Origin of the sequence: Mucilaginibacter sp. L3T2-6 (assembly GCF_030519355.1) — a bacterium.
GTDB lineage: Bacteria > Bacteroidota > Bacteroidia > Sphingobacteriales > Sphingobacteriaceae > Mucilaginibacter.
Genome location: NZ_JAUMKC010000015.1, coordinates 33,209 through 51,621, shown reverse-complemented (window position 1 = coordinate 51,621; position 18,413 = coordinate 33,209). Strand labels below are relative to the sequence as shown.

The following is an 18,413-nucleotide window of genomic DNA, read 5'->3' as shown; positions in this document are numbered from 1 at the left end:
TGTCTTTGTAAGACAGACAGCCGCGCTTAAGAAACAGGTCGCGCTTGATTGAACGCTGCCCGTCGCCTATCTTTAAGGGCACTAAACTAAAATGAGAAAACGCCATAAATATTTACGCAAACTTACAGCTGGATTGAAAATACTGGGTCCTGGGCTCGTCACCGGGTCCAGCGATGATGATCCCTCCGGTATTGCGACTTATTCGCAGGTAGGCGCCCAGTTCGGCTTTGCCGCCTTATGGACGGCATTGGTAACATTTCCGCTAATGGCTGCTATCCAGGAAATGTGTGCGCGAATTGGACTGGTCACCAGTAAAGGCCTGACTTCAACCCTTCGGTTCCACTATCCTAAATGGGTACTCTGGCTGATGATCGCATTTTCTTTCCCTGCCATTATCCTTAACATTGGCGCTGATATTGCCGGCATGGGCGCCGCTGCCCATCTCATTGTACCTGTTGTTCCTGCCTTCGCGTTCAGTATCTTATTTACCGTATTAATACTGGCGGCAATTATTGTTTTTCCTTATAAAAAGGTAGCCGGCATCCTTAAGTGGTTTTGTATAACACTCCTGGTGTACCTGGCCGTCCCCTTTTTTACTGATGTTAACTGGGCGGATGTATTTAAGTCCACCATCATTCCTCATATTACCTGGAGTAAGGATTATATCAATGCGCTGGTTGCTATCCTGGGCACAACCATCTCGCCCTATCTGTTCTTCTGGCAGGCTACTATGGAGGCCGAAGATGTTAAGAAGAAGGGGCGGGCCCTGATGGTAGACAAGCGGATGATTACTAAAATGCGTGGAGATGTTGATACCGGCATGCTTTTTTCAAACGTGGTCATGTTTTTTATCATTCTCACCTGCGGCAGCGTGCTTTATCCGCATGGCGTGCACCAGATTGAAACTGTGGAACAGGCTGCTACCGCACTCCGGCCGATAGCGGGAGATATGGCTTACTGGCTGTTTGCGATGGGAATTATCGGCACCGGCTTCCTGGCTATTCCTGTTCTCAGCGGCTCACTGTCCTATATGTTTGCAGAAACCTTTAACTGGAAGCAGGGCCTTGATAAGAAATTTTACCAGGCAAGGCCTTTTTATGGTGTCATTATCATATCCTTGGTTATCGGTGTATTACTGAATCTTATTGGCGTTAATCCGGTACAGGGCCTGCTGTATGCCGCCATGCTTTATGGCCTCACTGCGCCGGTTATCGTTTTGGTCGTCCTGCACATTAGCAATAACCCGGCTGTGATGGGTAATGAGATCAACGGGAGATGGTCCAATATCCTGGGTTGGTTAACTTTTTTGCTTATGGCCGCCGCCGCGGTCACTATGCTTTACCTGCAATTCAGTACCTGATTCCATAATTTCCGGGAGTAGTAAGGCGGAGATCGTCAATGATGATTTTCCCTTAATTGTTTCATATTCAACATGGTATTTTCCATTCAGCTTTGCCTGGCCGGCTTATAGGTAAAATTTATAGGGAAAGTGATGCAGGTCATTTTTTATGGAATAATAAAGGACATTTTTGTCTTTTATTAAAACACTTTAAAAAATGGAAACAGAAACAATACTTGATGTAACGGTGATAGAGCCGCCGTTAAAGCACCGGACTATCTTTCAAAATTTTGATTTATTGCTGCCCGGAGAATCGTTCATTATCCACAACGACCATGATCCGAAATTGCTGTACTACCAGCTTTCAGCCGAACGCGGACAGATTTTTAAATGGGAATATGTAGAAGAAGGCCCGGAAATATGGCAGGTGCGTATTGGGAAACGAGCTGACAATGAAAATTCTGAGACAATAGGCGAGATAGTGGCAGCGGATTTTCGCAAGGCTGCAGTATTCAAAAAATTCGGTATTGATTTTTGCTGCGGCGGAAAAAAAACGGTAAGCGAGGTGTGTGAAAAGAAAGGCATCGATCGGCCGATGCTTGAAAAAGAATTACTGTCTGTTGAGCAGCAGGCGCCGGACAGTGAGCACGATTTTCAAAAATGGGATATCGGCTTTTTGAGCGATTATATTGTTAATACACATCATCAGTACGTAAAAGACAATACACCGTTTGTGCAGGAGATAGCGCAAAAAGTTGCCCGCGTACATGGCGCAGCCCACCCGGAACTAATTGAGGTGGCTGAAGTTTTTGAACAGGTTGCGCACGATCTTACACTGCACATGGCGAAAGAAGAAAGAATACTCTTCCCGCGCATTAAGGAGTTGGCGTACTATAAAAAAATAGGCGCCAAAATACCGTCTGACGATTTAGGGTTGGTTTCTGCCCCCATTCACGTAATGGAATCGGAACATGAACAGGCGGGCGAAGATTTTGCAGAGATCCGCCGGCTAACGTTTGACTATTTGTTGCCAGTTGATGCCTGCCGGTCGTACACGGTATTATTCAAAAAGCTGGAAGAATATGAGAACGACCTGTACCGTCATGTTCACCTGGAAAATAACATCCTGTTTCCAAAAGCGATACAAATTGAAAAAGAACAGGGGTGAAGCGATACGACGCCAATTACCACTCTTAACTAAACAGGTTCGGCAGCAGGCTGATATCCGGCCTTATTGCTGAACCTCGAAAAGTTAAGATTTCTTTAAGATTACCACAGGTCAAAGTTCTTAATAGTATGATTTAAGTAATATTATTTAAGATAAAATTATATAAAAATCATTTAAAATATGACTTGTATCATATTTTAAAATAAGTCACGTCACCCCGGGCCCGTGTGTATACCAATAGTTTTACAAAAAAATCAATGATCATGAAGACAACGAAACTCAAACAATTAATTTCTGTAATAACAATATCATTAGTCGCTTTTTTATCCGCTTGCGGCGGCTCGGGTAGCGAGTCGTCTTCATCAGATACTTCATCAACAGCGGCGGCGAGCGCGGTTAGTGCAGATCCTGCTGCGAAAAGCGATAGTAAAGGCGTCGGCAAATTTACGTCGGTGCAGTTGGGCGCTATAGATGCCGGCATGGCGGAAAAAGGTAAAGCAGTATTCACTGCTAAATGCTCCGCTTGCCATAAGGTAACTACCGACCGGGTAGTAGGCCCGGGCCTGAAAGGCGTTACCGAAAGGCGCACCCCGGAATGGATAATGAACCAGATTACCAACCCGGTTGAAATGGAACAGAAAGATCCGGTAGGTAAAGCATTGCTGGCCCAGTATCTCACCCAAATGACTTTTCAGAACGTAACTGATGACGAGACACGCCAGATACTTGAATACTTCAGGCAAAACGATAAAAAATAAGCACAACTCTAAATTTCATGTCATGAAAATTTCAATTATAAAACTTTTGCCGCTGGCCATTATCCTGCTTTCGTCGCTGGCAATTTATTCCTGTAAACCCGGGAAAGTGGGTTCAAAATTAGATGCGGACGCGGCCCAAAAGGTGTATGTAGCGCCAGGCAAATATGATGAGGTTTACGCCTTTTTATCCGGAGGATTTAGCGGACAGGTAGCTGCCTATGGTATCCCGTCGGGGCGTTTGCTGAAGGTGATTCCTGTGTTTTCCCAAAATCCGGAAAACGGCTACGGTTACTCGGAAGAAACCAAACCCATGCTGAATACTTCTCATGGTTTTGTACCGTGGGACGATTCGCACCACCCGGAACTATCTAAAACCAATGGAGAAGATGACGGCCGCTGGCTGTTTATCAACGGTAATAATACCCCACGCATAGCGCGGATTAACCTTGCTACTTTCAAAACCGACGAAATTATTGAGCTGCCAAACATAGGGGGCAACCACGCCTCGCCGTTTTGTACCGAAAACACAGAGTATGTAGTAGGTAACACCCGGTTTAGCGAACCGCTGGATTTTGAAAAAGGTGATGTGCCTATAAATAGTTATAAGAAAACCTTTAAGGGCGCAGTATCATTTGTTAAAGTTGATAAAGGAACGGGTTCCATGAACCTGTCGTTCCAGCTGATTGTTCCTCCCTTTAATTACGACCTTGCCCATGCAGGCAAGGGGGTATCGCATGATTGGCTATTTTTTACCTGCTATAACACGGAGGAGGCAAATACCTTGCTGGAGGTTAATGCAAGCCAGCGCGATAAGGACTTTATTATGGCAATTAACTGGAAGAAAGCCGAGGAACTGATCAGGCAGGGCAAAGGGGTTAAAACACCGGTTAAATATGCGCATAATGTATACAACGAAAAGACCCATACCGCCTCTTCCCAAATTGAAAGCGGGACACTAACGCTGGATGTGACAAAATATCCCGGACTGGTATATTACATGCCATGCCCAAAATCGCCGCACGGGGTAGATGTAGCGCCTGATGGTGAGTATATTGCTGCCAGCGGAAAACTCGCCGCGGTAATACCCGTATTTTCTTATAAAAAAATGCTGACTGCCATCGATAAAAAGGATTACGATGGAATGATTGACGGCACGTTGCCGGTATTAAAATATGAATCTGTGCTGCATGGCGAGGTTAAACAGCCTGGTTTGGGGCCACTGCATACCGAATTTGATGGTAAAGGCTACGCTTATACCACCATGTTTGTTTCGTCGGAGGTAGTAAAATGGAAAATAGACAATCTGCAAATTATAGACAGGATACCATCTTACTATTCACCGGGGCACCTGTCCATCGTTGGCGGTGATTCTAAAAAGCCTTACGGCAAGTACCTTTTATCGTTAAACAAAATAACTAAGGACAGGTATCTCCCTACAGGTCCCGAACTTCCGCAGGCCTGTCAGCTGATAGATATTTCGGGCGAAAAAATGAAGCTTCTGCTGGATTTTCCGACAATCGGCGAGCCTCATTATGGTCAGATGATACCTGCAGACAAAATATTGAAAAACCAGGTTAAGTTTTTCAAAATAGAGGATAATAAAAATGCTTATGTAACCAGGGCTGAAAAAGATTCAAAGGTTGTTCGTACCGGCAACCGGGTGGATGTTTATATGACGGCTATCCGCTCTCACCTGGCTCCTGACAATATTGAAGGGATAAAAATGGGTGACGAGGTGTATGTGCATGTAACTAACCTTGAACAGGACTGGGACGTGCCTCATGGTTTTGCAATAAAGGGCGCTAATAATGCTGAATTGCTGATTATGCCGGGCGAAACCTCCTCGCTGAAGTGGACCCCGGACCGCTCCGGTATATTCCCATTCTATTGCACCGATTTTTGTTCGGCGCTGCACCAGGAGATGCAAGGATACTTCAGGGTATCTCCCGCCGGCGCCGATACGCCGCTTAAGTTTTCCATCGGTGTAAACCCTGTAACCCAATAACTATATAAATGTATCACCCGCTACGACCCACGTGAGACGTGCGGGTGATAAAATTGTAAAATTATGAAACCTGTATTGCGGATACTGATCGGGACAAGCATCGTGTTGATGCTGGGCGCATATGTGCTTCCGCTATGGCACATCCTGCTGGATGCTCCTCAGTATCCTGAAGGACTTGAATTGAAAATATGGCTCAATGGCTTGTCCGGAAATATCGACCAGATAAATGGTTTAAACCATTATATCGGAATGAAACATATCTCTATAGCGGACTTTAGAGAGTTTAAGATACTGCCTTACGCTTTTGGCATGGTACTTTTACTTGGCGCTGTGGCTGCCGTTATTAACAGCCGCAAACTGGCCATCACATGGTTCCTGAGTCTGTGCCTGTTTGGCATAGCCGGCTTCACCGATTTTTATATCTGGGAATATAATTATGGCCACCACCTTAACCCGCATGCGGCTATAAAGGTTGAAGGAATGTATTATCAGCCGCCGTTGTTTGGCTATAAGCAGCTGCTCAATTTTACAGCAGGCTCACTCCCCGACACTGGCGGCATTATAGTGGGTATAGGCGGAGTATTAGCCGCACTGCCGCTTATCAAAAGAAAAAAATCGAAAATCAACAATGAAAAAAATCTGCATACTCCTGACGATCGCCGGCTTGCTGTTTAGCGCCTGCTCCCGTGGTCCGGAAGCTATTCAATATGGTAAGGACGCCTGCTGGCATTGTAAAATGACAATTATGGACAAAAGGTTTGCTGCCGAAATTGTAACTGCTAAAGGGAAGGTATACAAGTTTGATTCCGCCGAATGTATGGCAGGTTACCTGAAAGAAAACCCCGGACTGGCAACCGATAAGCAGGCGTTGTTGTTTGTTAGCTACTACCAGGCTCCCGGATCATTTAACGATGCCCGAAAATCTGCATTCCTCGAGGCTCCAACTGTTTCTTCGCCTATGGGTGGAAATCTTGCTGCTTTCGGCTCGGAAAACCTGGCGAAACGTTTTCAAAATGGCGCAGCGGGTACAATTTATAACTGGAATGAACTACTTAAGTCCAGACCGTAAAATTATCATGAGGAATTATCTGCTTAAGCTTTGTTTGCTGCTGATGCTGCCGGCTGCCGTATTTGGCCGCACTATAATTGTTTCTCCGCATACCCAGATCCAAACACTAAAAAAGGCAATTGACCTGGCGAAGAATGGTGATACCATTATTGTACAACCGGGGCTATACACATCCATTAACACCATAGTTAATAAAGAATTGACCATACTGGGTGAGGGCAAGCCTGTACTGGATGCTCATCACCGCGAAGAGGTAGTTACCATAACGAGCAATAATGTAAAGTTTGATGGATTTATAATTCAAAACTCAAGAACCGGGTCGATGCGAGATTTTGCGGGTGTCAGGCTCAGCAAAGTTCAAAACGTAACGGTAAGCAATAATACGCTGCTTAATAATTTCTTTGGAATATACCTTTCTGACAGTAACAATATCAGCGTAATCAATAATCATTTGTCCGGCTCCAATAACGCCGAAAACTCCGGCAACGGTATCCACCTTTGGAAATGTAAATATGTGCTTATCAGCGGTAATTACGTTACGCATCACCGGGACGGGATATACTTTGAGTTTGCCAAAAACAGCACCATCGAAAACAATGTGAGCGAAAAGAATATCCGGTACGGCCTGCATTTTATGTTTTCTGACGATGACACTTACCTGCACAATACTTTTCGCAACAATGGGTCGGGTGTAGCGGTGATGTATACCCGGCGGATAAAGATGCTGAACAATACGTTCACGCAAAACTGGGGCGGTTCCATTTACGGACTACTGCTTAAAGAGATAAGCGACGCACAAATAGAGGGGAATCAATTTATACGGAATACTACGGGCATTTATATGGAAAATACCGAAAGGATAAGGGTGACTAAAAACAACTTCCGTTCGAACGGCTGGGCCGTAAGGGTACTGGCAAGCTGCTATAACAATTATTTTACGAACAACAATTTTGAAGGGAACTCTTTTGACGCGACTACCAATGGCTCGCTAAAGGAAAATTATTTCAGTAATAATTACTGGGATAAATATGAAGGGTATGACCTGGACAAAAATGGCATTGGCGATGTACCATACAGGCCCATAAGCCTTTACGCCCAGGTTATTGAGCAAAACCCGCAAAGTGTGATGCTTATGCGCAGCTTTATTGTAAACCTGATGGATAAGGTGGAGCGCGCTGTGCCCTCGGTAACTCCTGAAACAGTGAAAGATGAAAAACCTATGATGAAACCATGGAAGAGATAATAGGCATAAAAGGGCTAAAAAAATCATTCGGGCGGCTGTCTGTACTAAAAAATATCAGTTGCAGCTTTGAAGAGGGCAGGGTTGTTTCGATACTGGGACCGAATGCGTCTGGAAAAACCACGCTTATAAAGTCGGTACTGGGCATGGTGATACCGGACGAAGGCGATATTTTGTTTAAAGGCGCCCCTGTAACAGGTACATATAACTACAAACGCCACATAGGCTACATGCCACAGATAGGCAGGTATCCCGATAATATGAAGATCGGTCAGCTTTTCAGGATGGTAATGGATATAAGGCAGGAGGACACGGCACTGGACACTGACCTGCTGAAAGAGTACAAACTGGAGAGCATGTATAATAAAACCATGCGCACCCTTTCTGGCGGAACGCTTCAAAAGGTAAGTGCTGCATTAGCGTTTATGTTCAACCCGGATGTGCTGATCCTTGACGAGCCGAGCGCAGGCCTGGACCCTTTTGCTGCAGAAGCACTGAAAGAAAAAATTATGCACGAAAAACACAGGGGCAAGCTGATACTTATCACCTCTCATATCCTGAGCGAAGCCGATGAAATCTCGGACAACATTATGTATCTAATTGAGGGACAGATTAAATTCTACAAGTCGCTGCACCAGCTAAAAGACGAGACAGGCGAACAAAAACTGGGCCGGGCACTCACCAAAATAATTGTATAATCAGATGTTTAAGATAGCTAAATATATCATTTTGGATATAGTAAGGAGCAAAGTGCTTATTGCTTATACTGTGCTGCTGCTGGCCATCAGCCTTACCATATTTATGGCAGACGGCGATGTAACCAAGGGATTGGTGAGCATCACCACCGTCATCATGATCATAGTTCCGCTTGTGAGTGTTGTGTATTCGACTACTTACTATTTCAATGCGGCAGAATTTACCGAACTATTAGTATCACAGCCTATCAGCCGTAAAAATATCCTGATGGGCAAATTTATTGGTATTGGCAGTTCGGTGCTGTTTGCATTTGTAGCAGGCGTATGTATTCCGGTTAGTATATTCGCGTTTTCAGCCACAGGTATCACACTAATGGTATCGGGGTGCCTGCTCACATTGAGTTTCGTATCACTTGCATTTTTTACCTCTACCCGCACACGCGATAAGGCCCGGGGGATAGGGCTTGCGCTGATGCTGTGGTTTTATTTTGCAATACTGTTTGACGGACTGGTATTATTATTCCTCTACAGCTTCGCCGACTACCCGCTGGAAAAAGCTATGATAGCACTTACTGCCCTGAACCCGATAGACCTGGCACGGATACTCATTTTGCTGCAGCTTGATATTTCCGCCTTAATGGGCTATACCGGCGCATTATACCAGCAGTTTTTTGGCAGCGGGTCAGGCATCATCTTCTCACTGATCCTGCAAATTATATGGATAGGAGCGCCGTTGTTGCTGGCTTTAAAGGCCTTCAAAAAGAAGGATCTGTGATTGAAATGAACTGACAATAAAATGCTGAAATAATATGCAAGCTGCTTTCTGTGCCAGGGGCGCTTCTACCTCGTTGTGGGCTGACCCGCGTTTATCCCCGCCGCTTTGGCCTGTTTACTTAATTGTCCTTTAAAATGCGTTGCAAGCAGCATACCTAAAATTTTATAAAAATGACTACAAAACTTATTGCCTTTACTTTGGGCCTGATATTCCTCTTTTCAAACCTTGCTTACAGTCAATGTGCTTGTTGCGCCGGAGCAGCCTCTGCCAGCGGCGACTTTAATAATGGCATCTTCACGCTGCCGAAAAAACAATTTGTGATAGAAACTTACGCTGACTTTCGGACTATCAGGGCCGGGGCCGGCGTTACGCCCCTCGGCGATGAAGAAGCGCCGCTGAAAAACATGACCATTACTTCGCTTGGCGCGAGGTACGGGCTGAGCGACAAGGTCACTCTTTCAGCCCTGCTGCCCTATACTTTTCTGCATACAAACTATGGTAACGACAGCGGACTTGGTGACGCTATGCTTCTCGGCACTTTTGAGGTAGCGACTTATGGCAATACCCGTTTTGCGCTACAGGCAGGTATTAAGCTACCCACCGGTGTACAAAAAAGCTCAAACTTTGACAACACAACGGTTGTTGTTGGTTCCGGTTCATACGATCCTGCGGCAGGCTTGCTTGCCGCTCACCGGTGGGCTAAATTTTCTCTGCAGGGCAACTTGTTTTATAAACATACTACCAAAGGTTTCGGCGGTAATTATTACAGCAGCGTATTTGTTCAAAATGTTACCTTATCGTACCGTATTGCTGGCGGAGAGACTTCTTTTTGTACATCTGATCCAAAGCTTGCAGCTAAAAATAACTTTGGGTTAAATGTATTCGGTGGTTATTATGGTGAATTGCTTGATAAAATAACTGAAGATGGTGTCTCTGACAAGAATTCAGGATATTATCTGGGTTTTATCAATCTGGGCGCTAATCTTTTCTATAAAAAGTGGGGGATACCTGTTACTTTTTCACCGCCGCTGCTTCAACATCTGAATGGCAACCAGAACGATGCCGGTTACAGGGTCCGGATAGGTATAGTCAGGTCTTTTTAGCGTTTTCGATAAATATGTGTATTATTAGCTTACGTGAGTTCGATATAAGGGCAGAAACCTTAAACCTTATGCTAGCCTTACCTAGACGGAAAAGCCCTCTCGAAATAATCCTCTTGCCTCATCCGGCTTTCAGTCACCATCAACACGGGAAAAGAGAAGCGACAAAAGGCTGTTTGGAGATGACCTGAGCTGAGCAAGCGTTTAGAGCCTTCTCCTTGTGCCACCGCTAAAGCTACGGCGCGTAATTGGAGAGGGGCAGGGTTAGGCGACCGGAACTTTGCAGGAAGAAGGCCGAAAATATGCATCCATTTGCTTACATCTAATTCACGCTAACTTAAGGCAAAATCACCCTCGGCAGCGGGTCACCCCCTGCTTAAATCATCTTCGTTGGGAGGACTTTAAAAATTGCGAGAGAGTGCAGATAAAGTCTTCCCTGCCCGGGGGCGATTTAGAGAGCGCTATAAGCATAAATATCTTTAATTTAACGGCTATGACGTCTCGCTTGAACCGGCGAGGTGAACTTTTTTATCTGCCCAATAAAGCGTTTCTGCCGCACTGGAGATAGCATTTAGTTTATTTCATTTTTTATCTATAAAACTTAATTAATCAGTATATTCAGCGTAATTTTTAAGCCGGTATTCCTAATGAAAAAGCCACCCCTATTTAATCCTGTCATCTCCCTTGTGTGGTATTCCCGAAGCAAAATCGAACGGCAAATATTCCATACTTAACATCGCAATATTTTTATGATGAATAAATTATTGCTTGTAATAATTCTCTTCCATTTTTCAACTGTGTTCGGTCAATTGCCCCCTGATACTGGGTTTAAACTTGATCGCCTGCCTGCCCGGGCCACCAACCAATGGAGATTTCATATGGGCGATAACGCCGCCTGGGTTGACACCGCTTTTAACGATAAAGGTTGGCAACGCTTGGATCCTACACAACTGCGCCATTTTTTGCCGCAAGTCAACAATGAACAAATTGGATGGTTCCGGCTAAAAATACAGGTGTCGCCCACACTTCGGGGCAAGACTGTCGCATTGATTGTAAATCAACATGGTGCCGCAGAAATTTATTTTAATGGAACACTTATACGTACTATGGGGAGGGTGAGCGCAGACTACACCGTGGAGCAAACCCGGCGCTCCAGGGATGAACCGCTGACTGTCCGGCTCAGTAATGCTCCATTGCAGTACCTGGCGATCCGCTATTCGTTCAACAAATCGAACTTCATCATCGGGTACGGAGATCCTGTAATAGCTGCTTCTTTTGAAGAAGTGGACAGCGCATGGGAGAGGTTTTTCCTGGTGGTTGATTTTTACACTACCCGGTCGTGGGTTTCGGGTTGCTTTATGTTATTGGGCATATTGCAATTGGCCATTTACTTTTTCAACCGCGAACGAAAAATTAATCTGTACTTATCGGTTTTCGCTTTTTTACAGCTATTTACCCTTATGGATGGTCTTTTGGTCCCAATTTTGCCAACCGCCAATTGGATAACTGTGATTCAGTGGGCGTTTAATCTTTCGGCGCCTGCTGAACTTGTCTTTTTGCTGGCAATGACGTATCTTTTTTTTGGCTTCCGGTACAATTGGTTGCTTTATGCAATGGCAGCGCTTTGCCTGCCGGTTATTATTGTCCAATTTATTGGCGATAACGCTAGGGATGAAGTCGTACTTGCCATTTACAATGTTATAAATTATCTCATCATCATCGGCTTATCCGTAAAAGCGGTAAGGCAAAAAAAAGACGGGGCTCGATTGTTCCTGGCGGGCATTTGCGTTGCTTTAATATTTTTTATTCTTTTCACTACAAACGGTTTGGGTATTCATCAATCCTTTTTAATGGAAAGTTTTGAAGTAGCCCTGGCCTTTTTAACGCCGGCAATTATGCTTGCTATACTGCTCGCCGGAGAGTTTTCACGTAACCTTATTTCACTTCGCCAAAAACTCACGGAGGTGGAGCGCTTATCAGCCAGGAGCCTTAAGCAGGAACAAGAAAAACAGGACCTGCTTGCCCGCCAAAATGAAATCCTTGAACAAAAAGTAACCGAGCGTACAGTTGAATTAAATCAATCACTTACGGAATTGAAGGCAGCGCAATCCCAGCTTATTCAGTCGGCAAAAATGGCTTCACTGGGTGAGTTGACCGCGGGTATCGCACACGAGATACAAAACCCGTTGAATTTCGTTAACAACTTTTCGGATGTGAACCAGGAAATGCTGGAGGAGTTAAAAGCAGAAAGTACAAAGCCGAAGGATAAAAGGGATGAGCAGTTGGAGGCCGAGCTGATAAACGACTTGATAGGAAATGAACAGAAGATCAATCACCACGGAAAGCGTGCTGATGCTATTGTAAAAAGCATGCTCCAGCACAGTCGCATGGCTTCTGGTCAGAAGGAGCCCACAGACCTGAATGCTTTAGCCGATGAATACCTGCGCCTGGCTTATCACAGCCTGCGGGAAAAGGATAAAAATTTTGATCCTGTGCTGGTAACAGATTTCGCGGCGGAGCTTCCTAAAGCAAACGTTATTCCGCAGAATATTGGCCGGGTGCTGCTGAATGTGCTCAACAACGCCTTTTTTGCCATTCAGCAAAAGGCAAAAACAACCGGAGCCGATTATATACCGACGATAGAACTTCGGACAACACTGCAAAGTGGCTTCGTGATGATCTCGGTAAAAGATAACGGGGATGGAATCCCGGATGCTATACGAGACAAGGTGATGCAGCCTTTTTTTACTGCCAAACCTACTGGCGAAGGCACGGGTTTGGGCCTGTCTTTAAGCTATGATATCGTGGTGAACGGGCACGGGGGCAATATAGAGTTTACAACGAAGGAGGGTGAAGGTGCGGAGTTTGTTATTTCGCTGCCGGTTTAATGAACCGGCGATGCCCATTTCTTCACACTTTTTTAACCTCAGCAAAATTTAATCACAATAAACAATGTTTATTATTGCTGAACAATACCTAATTTAGGTAGCATCAGTTTATGAGCATGAAAATTTCTCACTCCATTTTAATTACTGGCGTATGTCTGTCTGTTTTTACTATATGCAGCCAAAGCATACAGGCTCAAACATCAAAATCGCCTGAAAAAAGAAAGGATGTTAAATCCCCGGTTGATACTTCTTGGAACCAAGCCTCGGCAGGTGATAAAATGTTTGTAAACAGCCAGGCGTTCAACCCTGCCGGCCAAACCCTCGACCTGGCCCAAGGCACCCGCGTAATGAACATAGAACTGGCCAGGCACGACAAATTCCTCCTTTCAAAAAACAATGGGGGCTTGGCCGTTATTAATGCGGACGACTTTACGGTGGCCAACCGGTTCGAATACGAAAAAGATGAAGCGGGTTCCATGTATGGCCTCGCAGTTGACGGCAACGACTCTACCGTTTATTTTACCGGCGCACAGAAGAACCTGTATATAGGCAATATCACTCAATCGGGCGAGTTTAAGCTTACCGAAAAGATTGATCTTTCTGTTAATAAAAAAACGGCCACCCCTTTGGGTATAGGCTTAGTGGATAAGCATATTGCTTATGTGGCGCTGGCTATACCCAACCAGGTAGCGGTGGTGGATATTGCTGCAGGTAAGGTGCTGGCCAAAGTACCGGTGGGCGTTTGCCCGTATGCCATTGTTATCAGTAAAGACAAAAGGCTTGCATTTGTAAGCAATTTCGGCGGCCCGCAAGCCCGAAAAGGAGACCGGACGGAGGTATCAGCGGGGACAAAGGTTGCGGTAGACGACAACTCTATCGCCCTGCGCGGCTCTGTTACCGTAATCGATATTCAATCGAGGAAAGCGGTCAAGCAGATCGCCACCCGCATATACCCGGAATCGATGGCTTTATCGCCCGATGGCAGCCTGCTCTATGTAACTGATGAAAGCGGCGATGGCATCAGCGTGGTGGACACAAAAAAACTGGCAGTGGTACATACTATAGATACGAAGCCTGATCCATCCCTGCCTTATGGAAGCCTTACTACGGCGTTAGCCTTTAGCCCCGACGGCAAAGTATTGTATGCCGCCAATGCGGGTAATAATGCAATCGCGCTTATCGACCCCAAGCATCCGCAAAAAGGTCCTTACGGGTTTATTGCCGGCGGCGGTTTTCCGGGTGCTGTGTGCGTTACTGCGCATAACCTGTTTATCGGCAACGTTACCCCATTGAAGCAGGGCGCTTTACAAAAGGTGGCCCTGCCGGCCAGTAAGGCGCAACTGGATGCCTATACTACTACGGCAAAAAAAGGCTTTCATTTTATAGAAATGATGCGCGCGCAGGCTGAGGCAAATTTAAAGGCCAGGCCTCAGCCGGTGCCGGCCAATGTAGGCGAGCCTTCCTCTATAAAACATGTGGTTTATATCATAAGGGAAAATAAAAAATTCGACCAGGAATTAGGCGATTTCGGGAAGGGCAATTGCGACTCCACCCTGGTTGAATACGCCAAACACATAACCCCCAATGCCCACAGTCTCGCCGGCCAATTTATCTTACTTGACAATTATTATTGCAACGGCATTAACTCCAGCGACGGCCATCAATGGGCAACCCAGGGCATTTCTACACCTTACCACGAGAAAGACTTTTCGGGCGGGCGTTGCGCCTATGATTTCGGCACCGATCCTTTATGCTATGCCGGTTGCGGTTTTATCTGGACCCACCTGTTGCGCAAAGGCATATCTTTCAGAAATTTTGGCGAGTTCGACCTGGCAGAGGTAACAAAAGGCAAAAGCTGGACAAATTTGTATGATAACTGGAAGGATAAAGGCGATTCCGTTTGGTACAAATGCGCCTACCAGTCAAAAAGCCTCGAAAAATACAGCGACTTGCGATACCCCGGCTGGAACCTGACCATTCCGGAACAAATAAGGGCCGATGTATTTATCAAGGCGCTGCATGAATATGAGGCCAAAGGCAGCTTCCCTGATTTTACCATTATTTACTTACCTAATGACCATACCAGCGGGTACGACGAAAAATCACCTACGCCGCGAGCTTATGTGGCTGATAATGATTTGGCGACCGGCCGGGTAGTAGAGGCGCTTTCCAAAAGTCCGTTCTGGAAAGACATGGCCATATTTGTGAATGAGGATGACCCGCAAAGCGGCACAGACCATGTTGACGGTCACAGGTCGGTTTGCTTTGTGGCCAGCCCGTATGCAAAGCGGAAAAGTATCGTCAGCAAATTTTATAACCAGGCATCTGTATTGCATACCATTTGCCAGATATTTGGTACACAGCCGATGAATCAAATGGTGGCCATGGCCCCTTTAATGAATGACTGCTTCCAGGAAAGCCCGGATTACACGCCTTATACTACCTTGACGCCGGCTGTTGCTATTAACGAAATGAACCCGCCCAAGCAAAAGATAGGCAGCAAAACCACTAAAAGACTGGCTCCTTTAACAGAGAAAATGGACTTCTCCAAACCCGACCTCAACGATAAAGATGCCTTGTTATTCAGTGAATACCTGTGGTCAACCATTCATGGTGACAAGCCGTTTCCAAAAAAATACTTCGGGGCACATGGCAAGGGTTTAAAGGCGCTGGGTTTGCAGATTGATCCTCAATATAAGGATGATGATGATTGAAATTTTTTTAAGTAATTAAAGCAAAAAGCGGACAATGTTTGATTGTTCGCTTTTTTTATAGGGTTTTGCAGCTTTATTCTGTTTTGTACAATTTAATATTTTAAACCTGGCATACTTTGTTCAGAACATTTATGCAATTAAACGTTATTAACGATAAGCAATTAAAACTATGGCAGAAAACAAATTATTGAGAATGGACAATATGGGCATCGTGGTGGAGTCCCTCGACAATGCAATTGCCTTCTTCCGCGAGATAGGCCTGAAGCTGGAAGGCCGGGCTACGATAGAAGGGGAGTGGGCCGGCCGCGTTACCGGGCTGGGCGCACAGCATGTGGAAATTGCCATGATGATTACTCCCGATGGTCACAGCCGTCTCGAGCTTTCGCGGTTTATAACGCCCGCGGTAATTGCCGACCACCGCACCGCCCCGGTAAATTCCCTCGGCTACCTTCGTGCCATGTTCACCGTTGAAGACATCGATGAACTGGTGTCCCGGCTCGCCAAACATGGCGCTGAGCTGGTGGGAGAGGTGGTTAAGTATGAGAATGCTTATAAGCTTTGCTACATACGCGGCGTTGAGGGAATCTTAATTGGTTTGGCGGAGGAACTGCGGAAGCAATAAGACCTGAGATCTCAAATCTATTTCGTTCATACTGTTCATTTTTTCTCATGAATACCCTGAGTTTCGCTGAAATTATTGATTATGAATTGATAGTATCAAGTAATTACGATAAGCTGTTAACAATTTCCAAATCAGCCGGAAAAATTTTGACGGGTGCCGTATAACTGTAGTAGCGGGCAAGCGTGGTCTTCACGCCTGCCCGGGTTGACGGAGACTTTGTTAAAGGGGGCTATATTGTTCCTTTGTACTACTTGTTCTTACCGGTTATAAAGTTGTATAGGTTTGTTTTAATAACCCCATCGCATTCCTGGACGAGCCTGTTATATTCGTTTTCAAAAACAGGCCCATCGTAAGTAAAATTAACCGTTGTTGAATCGGCAGTATCGGATAACTCAAAGATCATTTTGGTGCCGGTCCATTCATAATTGTCGGTAGTGCGTTTACTATCGGTAGTGAGCCACACCACTTTTTTGCCTGGTACAAATTCAATAATCCGCTGCCTGCTATAATGGACATCGCCGGTTTTTAGCACAAACTCGTCATTAAGACTTGTGCTTTTGCCTTCAAAATCCTCGGGCCACCACCTGGCCACATCGTTGATATGTTCAAACACAGTTGCCGGACTAAACGGCACTGTAATACTAGTGCTGTAGCTTACCTTTTTCTTTGTTTTCAATTGCCCTTTCCCGGTGGTAAGGTACGAGAAGAGGCTTGTCTTTATCCAATGCGACCATCCCGGTTCGCAGTCTTTATAACATTCACTATCAGGCGTGAGGCCTTCGTGGATAAAATTCAGTTTGGTAAGGCCGTCGTCTTCTGGGAGATCGAATATCAGCTTTGTACCGGTCCATTCTGTTTTAGCAGTATACCAGGGCATGTAACAATCCGTAACTAACCAAACTGCTTTTTTGCCTGGTATTAAATCGGTTACCTTGAAATTGAAGAAGGCGTCGCCGCCCATTTTCACCGTAAACACGTCATTTTGTTTTGCGGCGCTCCCGGTAAATGCTACTCCCCACCATTCAGGCACATTACTTATTTTTTCAAGTGCTTCGGCGGCGCTCATTTTTACGGTAATGCTGCAGTTAAAATCATTCTTTTTCATTGCGTTTGCTGATTAATAATTATTCATTTTTTCAGACAAAAATGGGGCGCAAAAAAACCGAAGTATTGTACAAATCGGAAGTTAACTTGTATAATGCCGTGTGGCAAGCTCGTTCATGCTGTTCTGGAGGTCAGTTGGTGTGTAACCGGTAAATCGCTTAAACGCCCTGATGAAATGCGATTGATCGTGATAGTAACGATACATGTATGTTTTCAAGCCTTTCATGTCGCTGCCGGCTGAATACGCCCGGTAAACTTGTTTGAAACGGATTATTTCCGAAAGGTTTTTGGGCCCGGTACCCAGGTGTTCCGAGAATTTTGTATGCAGCCAGCGTGAGCTGTAACCCGTTTCTTTTTCCAGCTTTGCCACGCTAATTATGCCATCGGCGGCGGTTATACGGTCGATACAGTAGTCGTAGATCGGGTCGGCAGTAGTTTTTTCCAGCCGTTTGATGAGGAAATTTTGCAATAGCTGCAATTTCAGCGTTACAGAGTTAATTTCAGCAAGCCGCGATTCAAGCTCTTTGGTATAGTTGCCTAGCAAATCGCCCAGTTCCACGATTTGATTTTTAATATCGGCGTATGATAAGCGAAACAAACGATAAGCGCCAACCGGGTTAAATTCTATAATGATAGTGCCGGTTTGGATATCATCACACGGATCGAGGCTTACCGGGGTATCAATGATACCAGCTAAACTTAGTTTATTTTCATCCTGCACGAAGGTGTTGGTCCCAATCCCGGCCGCTATACCATTGCGGTAGGTGAGCGTTAGCTTGAAATTTGCATTCGGTACAATCAGTTTTTTATCCAATTCGGGCAAGCGGCCGCTGCTTTCAAACACATACATTTTGGCAATATACGGGCTTAATAAAAGGTGCGGGGTTACCGGAATGAATCTAAAGGCGGTCATTACTTCAACAGGCAATATTCACT

General features: G+C 45.3%; 15 protein-coding genes. 13 read left to right on the top strand and 2 right to left on the bottom strand.

All coding sequences use genetic code 11. The features are described 5' to 3' along the window. The first annotated feature begins 91 nt into the window (after positions 1-91). The 13 genes from Q3W13_RS16535 (at position 92) to Q3W13_RS16475 (ending at position 16,373) form a co-directional block, all read left to right on the top strand. Positions 92-1,360, top strand: a complete 1,269-nt coding sequence (locus Q3W13_RS16535) for an NRAMP family divalent metal transporter (protein WP_302865608.1) — start codon at positions 92-94, stop codon at positions 1,358-1,360. 196 nt (positions 1,361-1,556) lie between these two features. Next, on the top strand, positions 1,557-2,507 hold the full coding sequence (ric, locus tag Q3W13_RS16530) for an iron-sulfur cluster repair di-iron protein (RefSeq protein ID WP_302865606.1): 951 nt from the start codon (positions 1,557-1,559) through the stop codon (positions 2,505-2,507). A 263-nt stretch (positions 2,508-2,770) separates the two neighbouring features. Then, a complete protein-coding gene (locus Q3W13_RS16525) occupies positions 2,771-3,265 on the top strand; it encodes a cytochrome c family protein (RefSeq protein ID WP_302865605.1) in 495 nt (164 codons plus the stop codon). Positions 3,266-3,287: 22 nt separating this feature from the next. After that, on the top strand, positions 3,288-5,270 hold the full coding sequence (gene nosZ / locus Q3W13_RS16520; RefSeq protein ID WP_302865603.1) for a Sec-dependent nitrous-oxide reductase: 1,983 nt from the start codon (positions 3,288-3,290) through the stop codon (positions 5,268-5,270). Between the two features lie 63 nt (positions 5,271-5,333). After that, on the top strand, positions 5,334-5,945 hold the full coding sequence (locus Q3W13_RS16515) for a hypothetical protein (protein ID WP_302865601.1): 612 nt from the start codon (positions 5,334-5,336) through the stop codon (positions 5,943-5,945). Further along, positions 5,899-6,339, top strand: a complete 441-nt coding sequence (locus Q3W13_RS16510; protein WP_302865599.1) for a nitrous oxide reductase accessory protein NosL — start codon at positions 5,899-5,901, stop codon at positions 6,337-6,339. Before Q3W13_RS16515 ends, Q3W13_RS16510 begins: the two co-directional genes overlap by 47 nt. After that, positions 6,314-7,582, top strand: a complete 1,269-nt coding sequence (gene nosD, locus Q3W13_RS16505) for a nitrous oxide reductase family maturation protein NosD (protein ID WP_302865597.1) — start codon at positions 6,314-6,316, stop codon at positions 7,580-7,582. The genes Q3W13_RS16510 and nosD overlap by 26 nt, the downstream gene beginning before the upstream one ends. Next, complete coding sequence (locus Q3W13_RS16500; RefSeq protein WP_302865595.1) at positions 7,570-8,277, top strand: ABC transporter ATP-binding protein; 708 nt, start codon at positions 7,570-7,572, stop codon at positions 8,275-8,277. The genes nosD and Q3W13_RS16500 overlap by 13 nt, the downstream gene beginning before the upstream one ends. Positions 8,278-8,281: 4 nt before the next feature. After that, positions 8,282-9,049: an ABC transporter permease gene (locus Q3W13_RS16495; RefSeq protein ID WP_302865593.1), complete on the top strand. Its 768-nt coding sequence runs from the start codon at positions 8,282-8,284 to the stop codon at positions 9,047-9,049. 170 nt (positions 9,050-9,219) lie between these two features. Continuing rightward, positions 9,220-10,152 carry a hypothetical protein gene (locus Q3W13_RS16490; RefSeq protein ID WP_302865590.1) on the top strand — a complete coding sequence of 311 codons (933 nt, stop codon included), beginning with the start codon at positions 9,220-9,222 and terminating at the stop codon, positions 10,150-10,152. 746 nt (positions 10,153-10,898) lie between these two features. Beyond that, entirely contained in the window at positions 10,899-13,037 is a 2,139-nt protein-coding gene (locus Q3W13_RS16485) for an ATP-binding protein (protein ID WP_302865588.1), read from the top strand. A gap of 116 nt (positions 13,038-13,153) precedes the next feature. After that, positions 13,154-15,751, top strand: coding sequence for an alkaline phosphatase family protein (locus Q3W13_RS16480; protein WP_302865586.1), 2,598 nt, complete (start codon positions 13,154-13,156; stop codon positions 15,749-15,751). A gap of 169 nt (positions 15,752-15,920) precedes the next feature. Continuing rightward, positions 15,921-16,373 (top strand): VOC family protein, encoded by a 453-nt coding sequence (locus tag Q3W13_RS16475; protein WP_302865585.1) that lies wholly within the window; start codon positions 15,921-15,923, stop codon positions 16,371-16,373. Positions 16,374-16,620: 247 nt separating this feature from the next. Here the strand turns inward: Q3W13_RS16475 and Q3W13_RS16470 are convergent, their stop codons facing one another. Together Q3W13_RS16470 and Q3W13_RS16465 are read right to left on the bottom strand one after the other, a co-directional pair. Continuing rightward, on the bottom strand, positions 16,621-17,478 hold the full coding sequence (locus tag Q3W13_RS16470) for an SRPBCC family protein (RefSeq protein WP_302865584.1): 858 nt from the start codon (positions 17,476-17,478) through the stop codon (positions 16,621-16,623). 81 nt (positions 17,479-17,559) lie between these two features. Then, positions 17,560-18,390 carry an AraC family transcriptional regulator gene (locus Q3W13_RS16465; RefSeq protein WP_302865582.1) on the bottom strand — a complete coding sequence of 277 codons (831 nt, stop codon included), beginning with the start codon at positions 18,388-18,390 and terminating at the stop codon, positions 17,560-17,562. Positions 18,391-18,413 lie beyond the last annotated feature (23 nt).

Excerpts from the sequence above, each read along its gene's own strand:
- Q3W13_RS16535 (WP_302865608.1), top strand. The coding sequence starts at position 92 with ATGAGAAAACGCCATAAATATTTACGCAAACTTACAGCTGGATTGAAA.
- ric (WP_302865606.1), top strand. The coding sequence starts at position 1,557 with ATGGAAACAGAAACAATACTTGATGTAACGGTGATAGAGCCGCCGTTA.
- Q3W13_RS16525 (WP_302865605.1), top strand. The coding sequence starts at position 2,771 with ATGAAGACAACGAAACTCAAACAATTAATTTCTGTAATAACAATATCA.
- nosZ (WP_302865603.1), top strand. The coding sequence starts at position 3,288 with ATGAAAATTTCAATTATAAAACTTTTGCCGCTGGCCATTATCCTGCTT.
- Q3W13_RS16515 (WP_302865601.1), top strand. The coding sequence starts at position 5,334 with ATGAAACCTGTATTGCGGATACTGATCGGGACAAGCATCGTGTTGATG.
- Q3W13_RS16510 (WP_302865599.1), top strand. The coding sequence starts at position 5,899 with ATGAAAAAAATCTGCATACTCCTGACGATCGCCGGCTTGCTGTTTAGC.
- nosD (WP_302865597.1), top strand. The coding sequence starts at position 6,314 with ATGAACTACTTAAGTCCAGACCGTAAAATTATCATGAGGAATTATCTG.
- Q3W13_RS16500 (WP_302865595.1), top strand. The coding sequence starts at position 7,570 with ATGGAAGAGATAATAGGCATAAAAGGGCTAAAAAAATCATTCGGGCGG.
- Q3W13_RS16495 (WP_302865593.1), top strand. The coding sequence starts at position 8,282 with ATGTTTAAGATAGCTAAATATATCATTTTGGATATAGTAAGGAGCAAA.
- Q3W13_RS16490 (WP_302865590.1), top strand. The coding sequence starts at position 9,220 with ATGACTACAAAACTTATTGCCTTTACTTTGGGCCTGATATTCCTCTTT.
- Q3W13_RS16485 (WP_302865588.1), top strand. The coding sequence starts at position 10,899 with ATGATGAATAAATTATTGCTTGTAATAATTCTCTTCCATTTTTCAACT.
- Q3W13_RS16480 (WP_302865586.1), top strand. The coding sequence starts at position 13,154 with ATGAAAATTTCTCACTCCATTTTAATTACTGGCGTATGTCTGTCTGTT.
- Q3W13_RS16475 (WP_302865585.1), top strand. The coding sequence starts at position 15,921 with ATGGCAGAAAACAAATTATTGAGAATGGACAATATGGGCATCGTGGTG.
- Q3W13_RS16470 (WP_302865584.1), bottom strand. The coding sequence starts at position 17,478 with ATGAAAAAGAATGATTTTAACTGCAGCATTACCGTAAAAATGAGCGCC.
- Q3W13_RS16465 (WP_302865582.1), bottom strand. The coding sequence starts at position 18,390 with ATGACCGCCTTTAGATTCATTCCGGTAACCCCGCACCTTTTATTAAGC.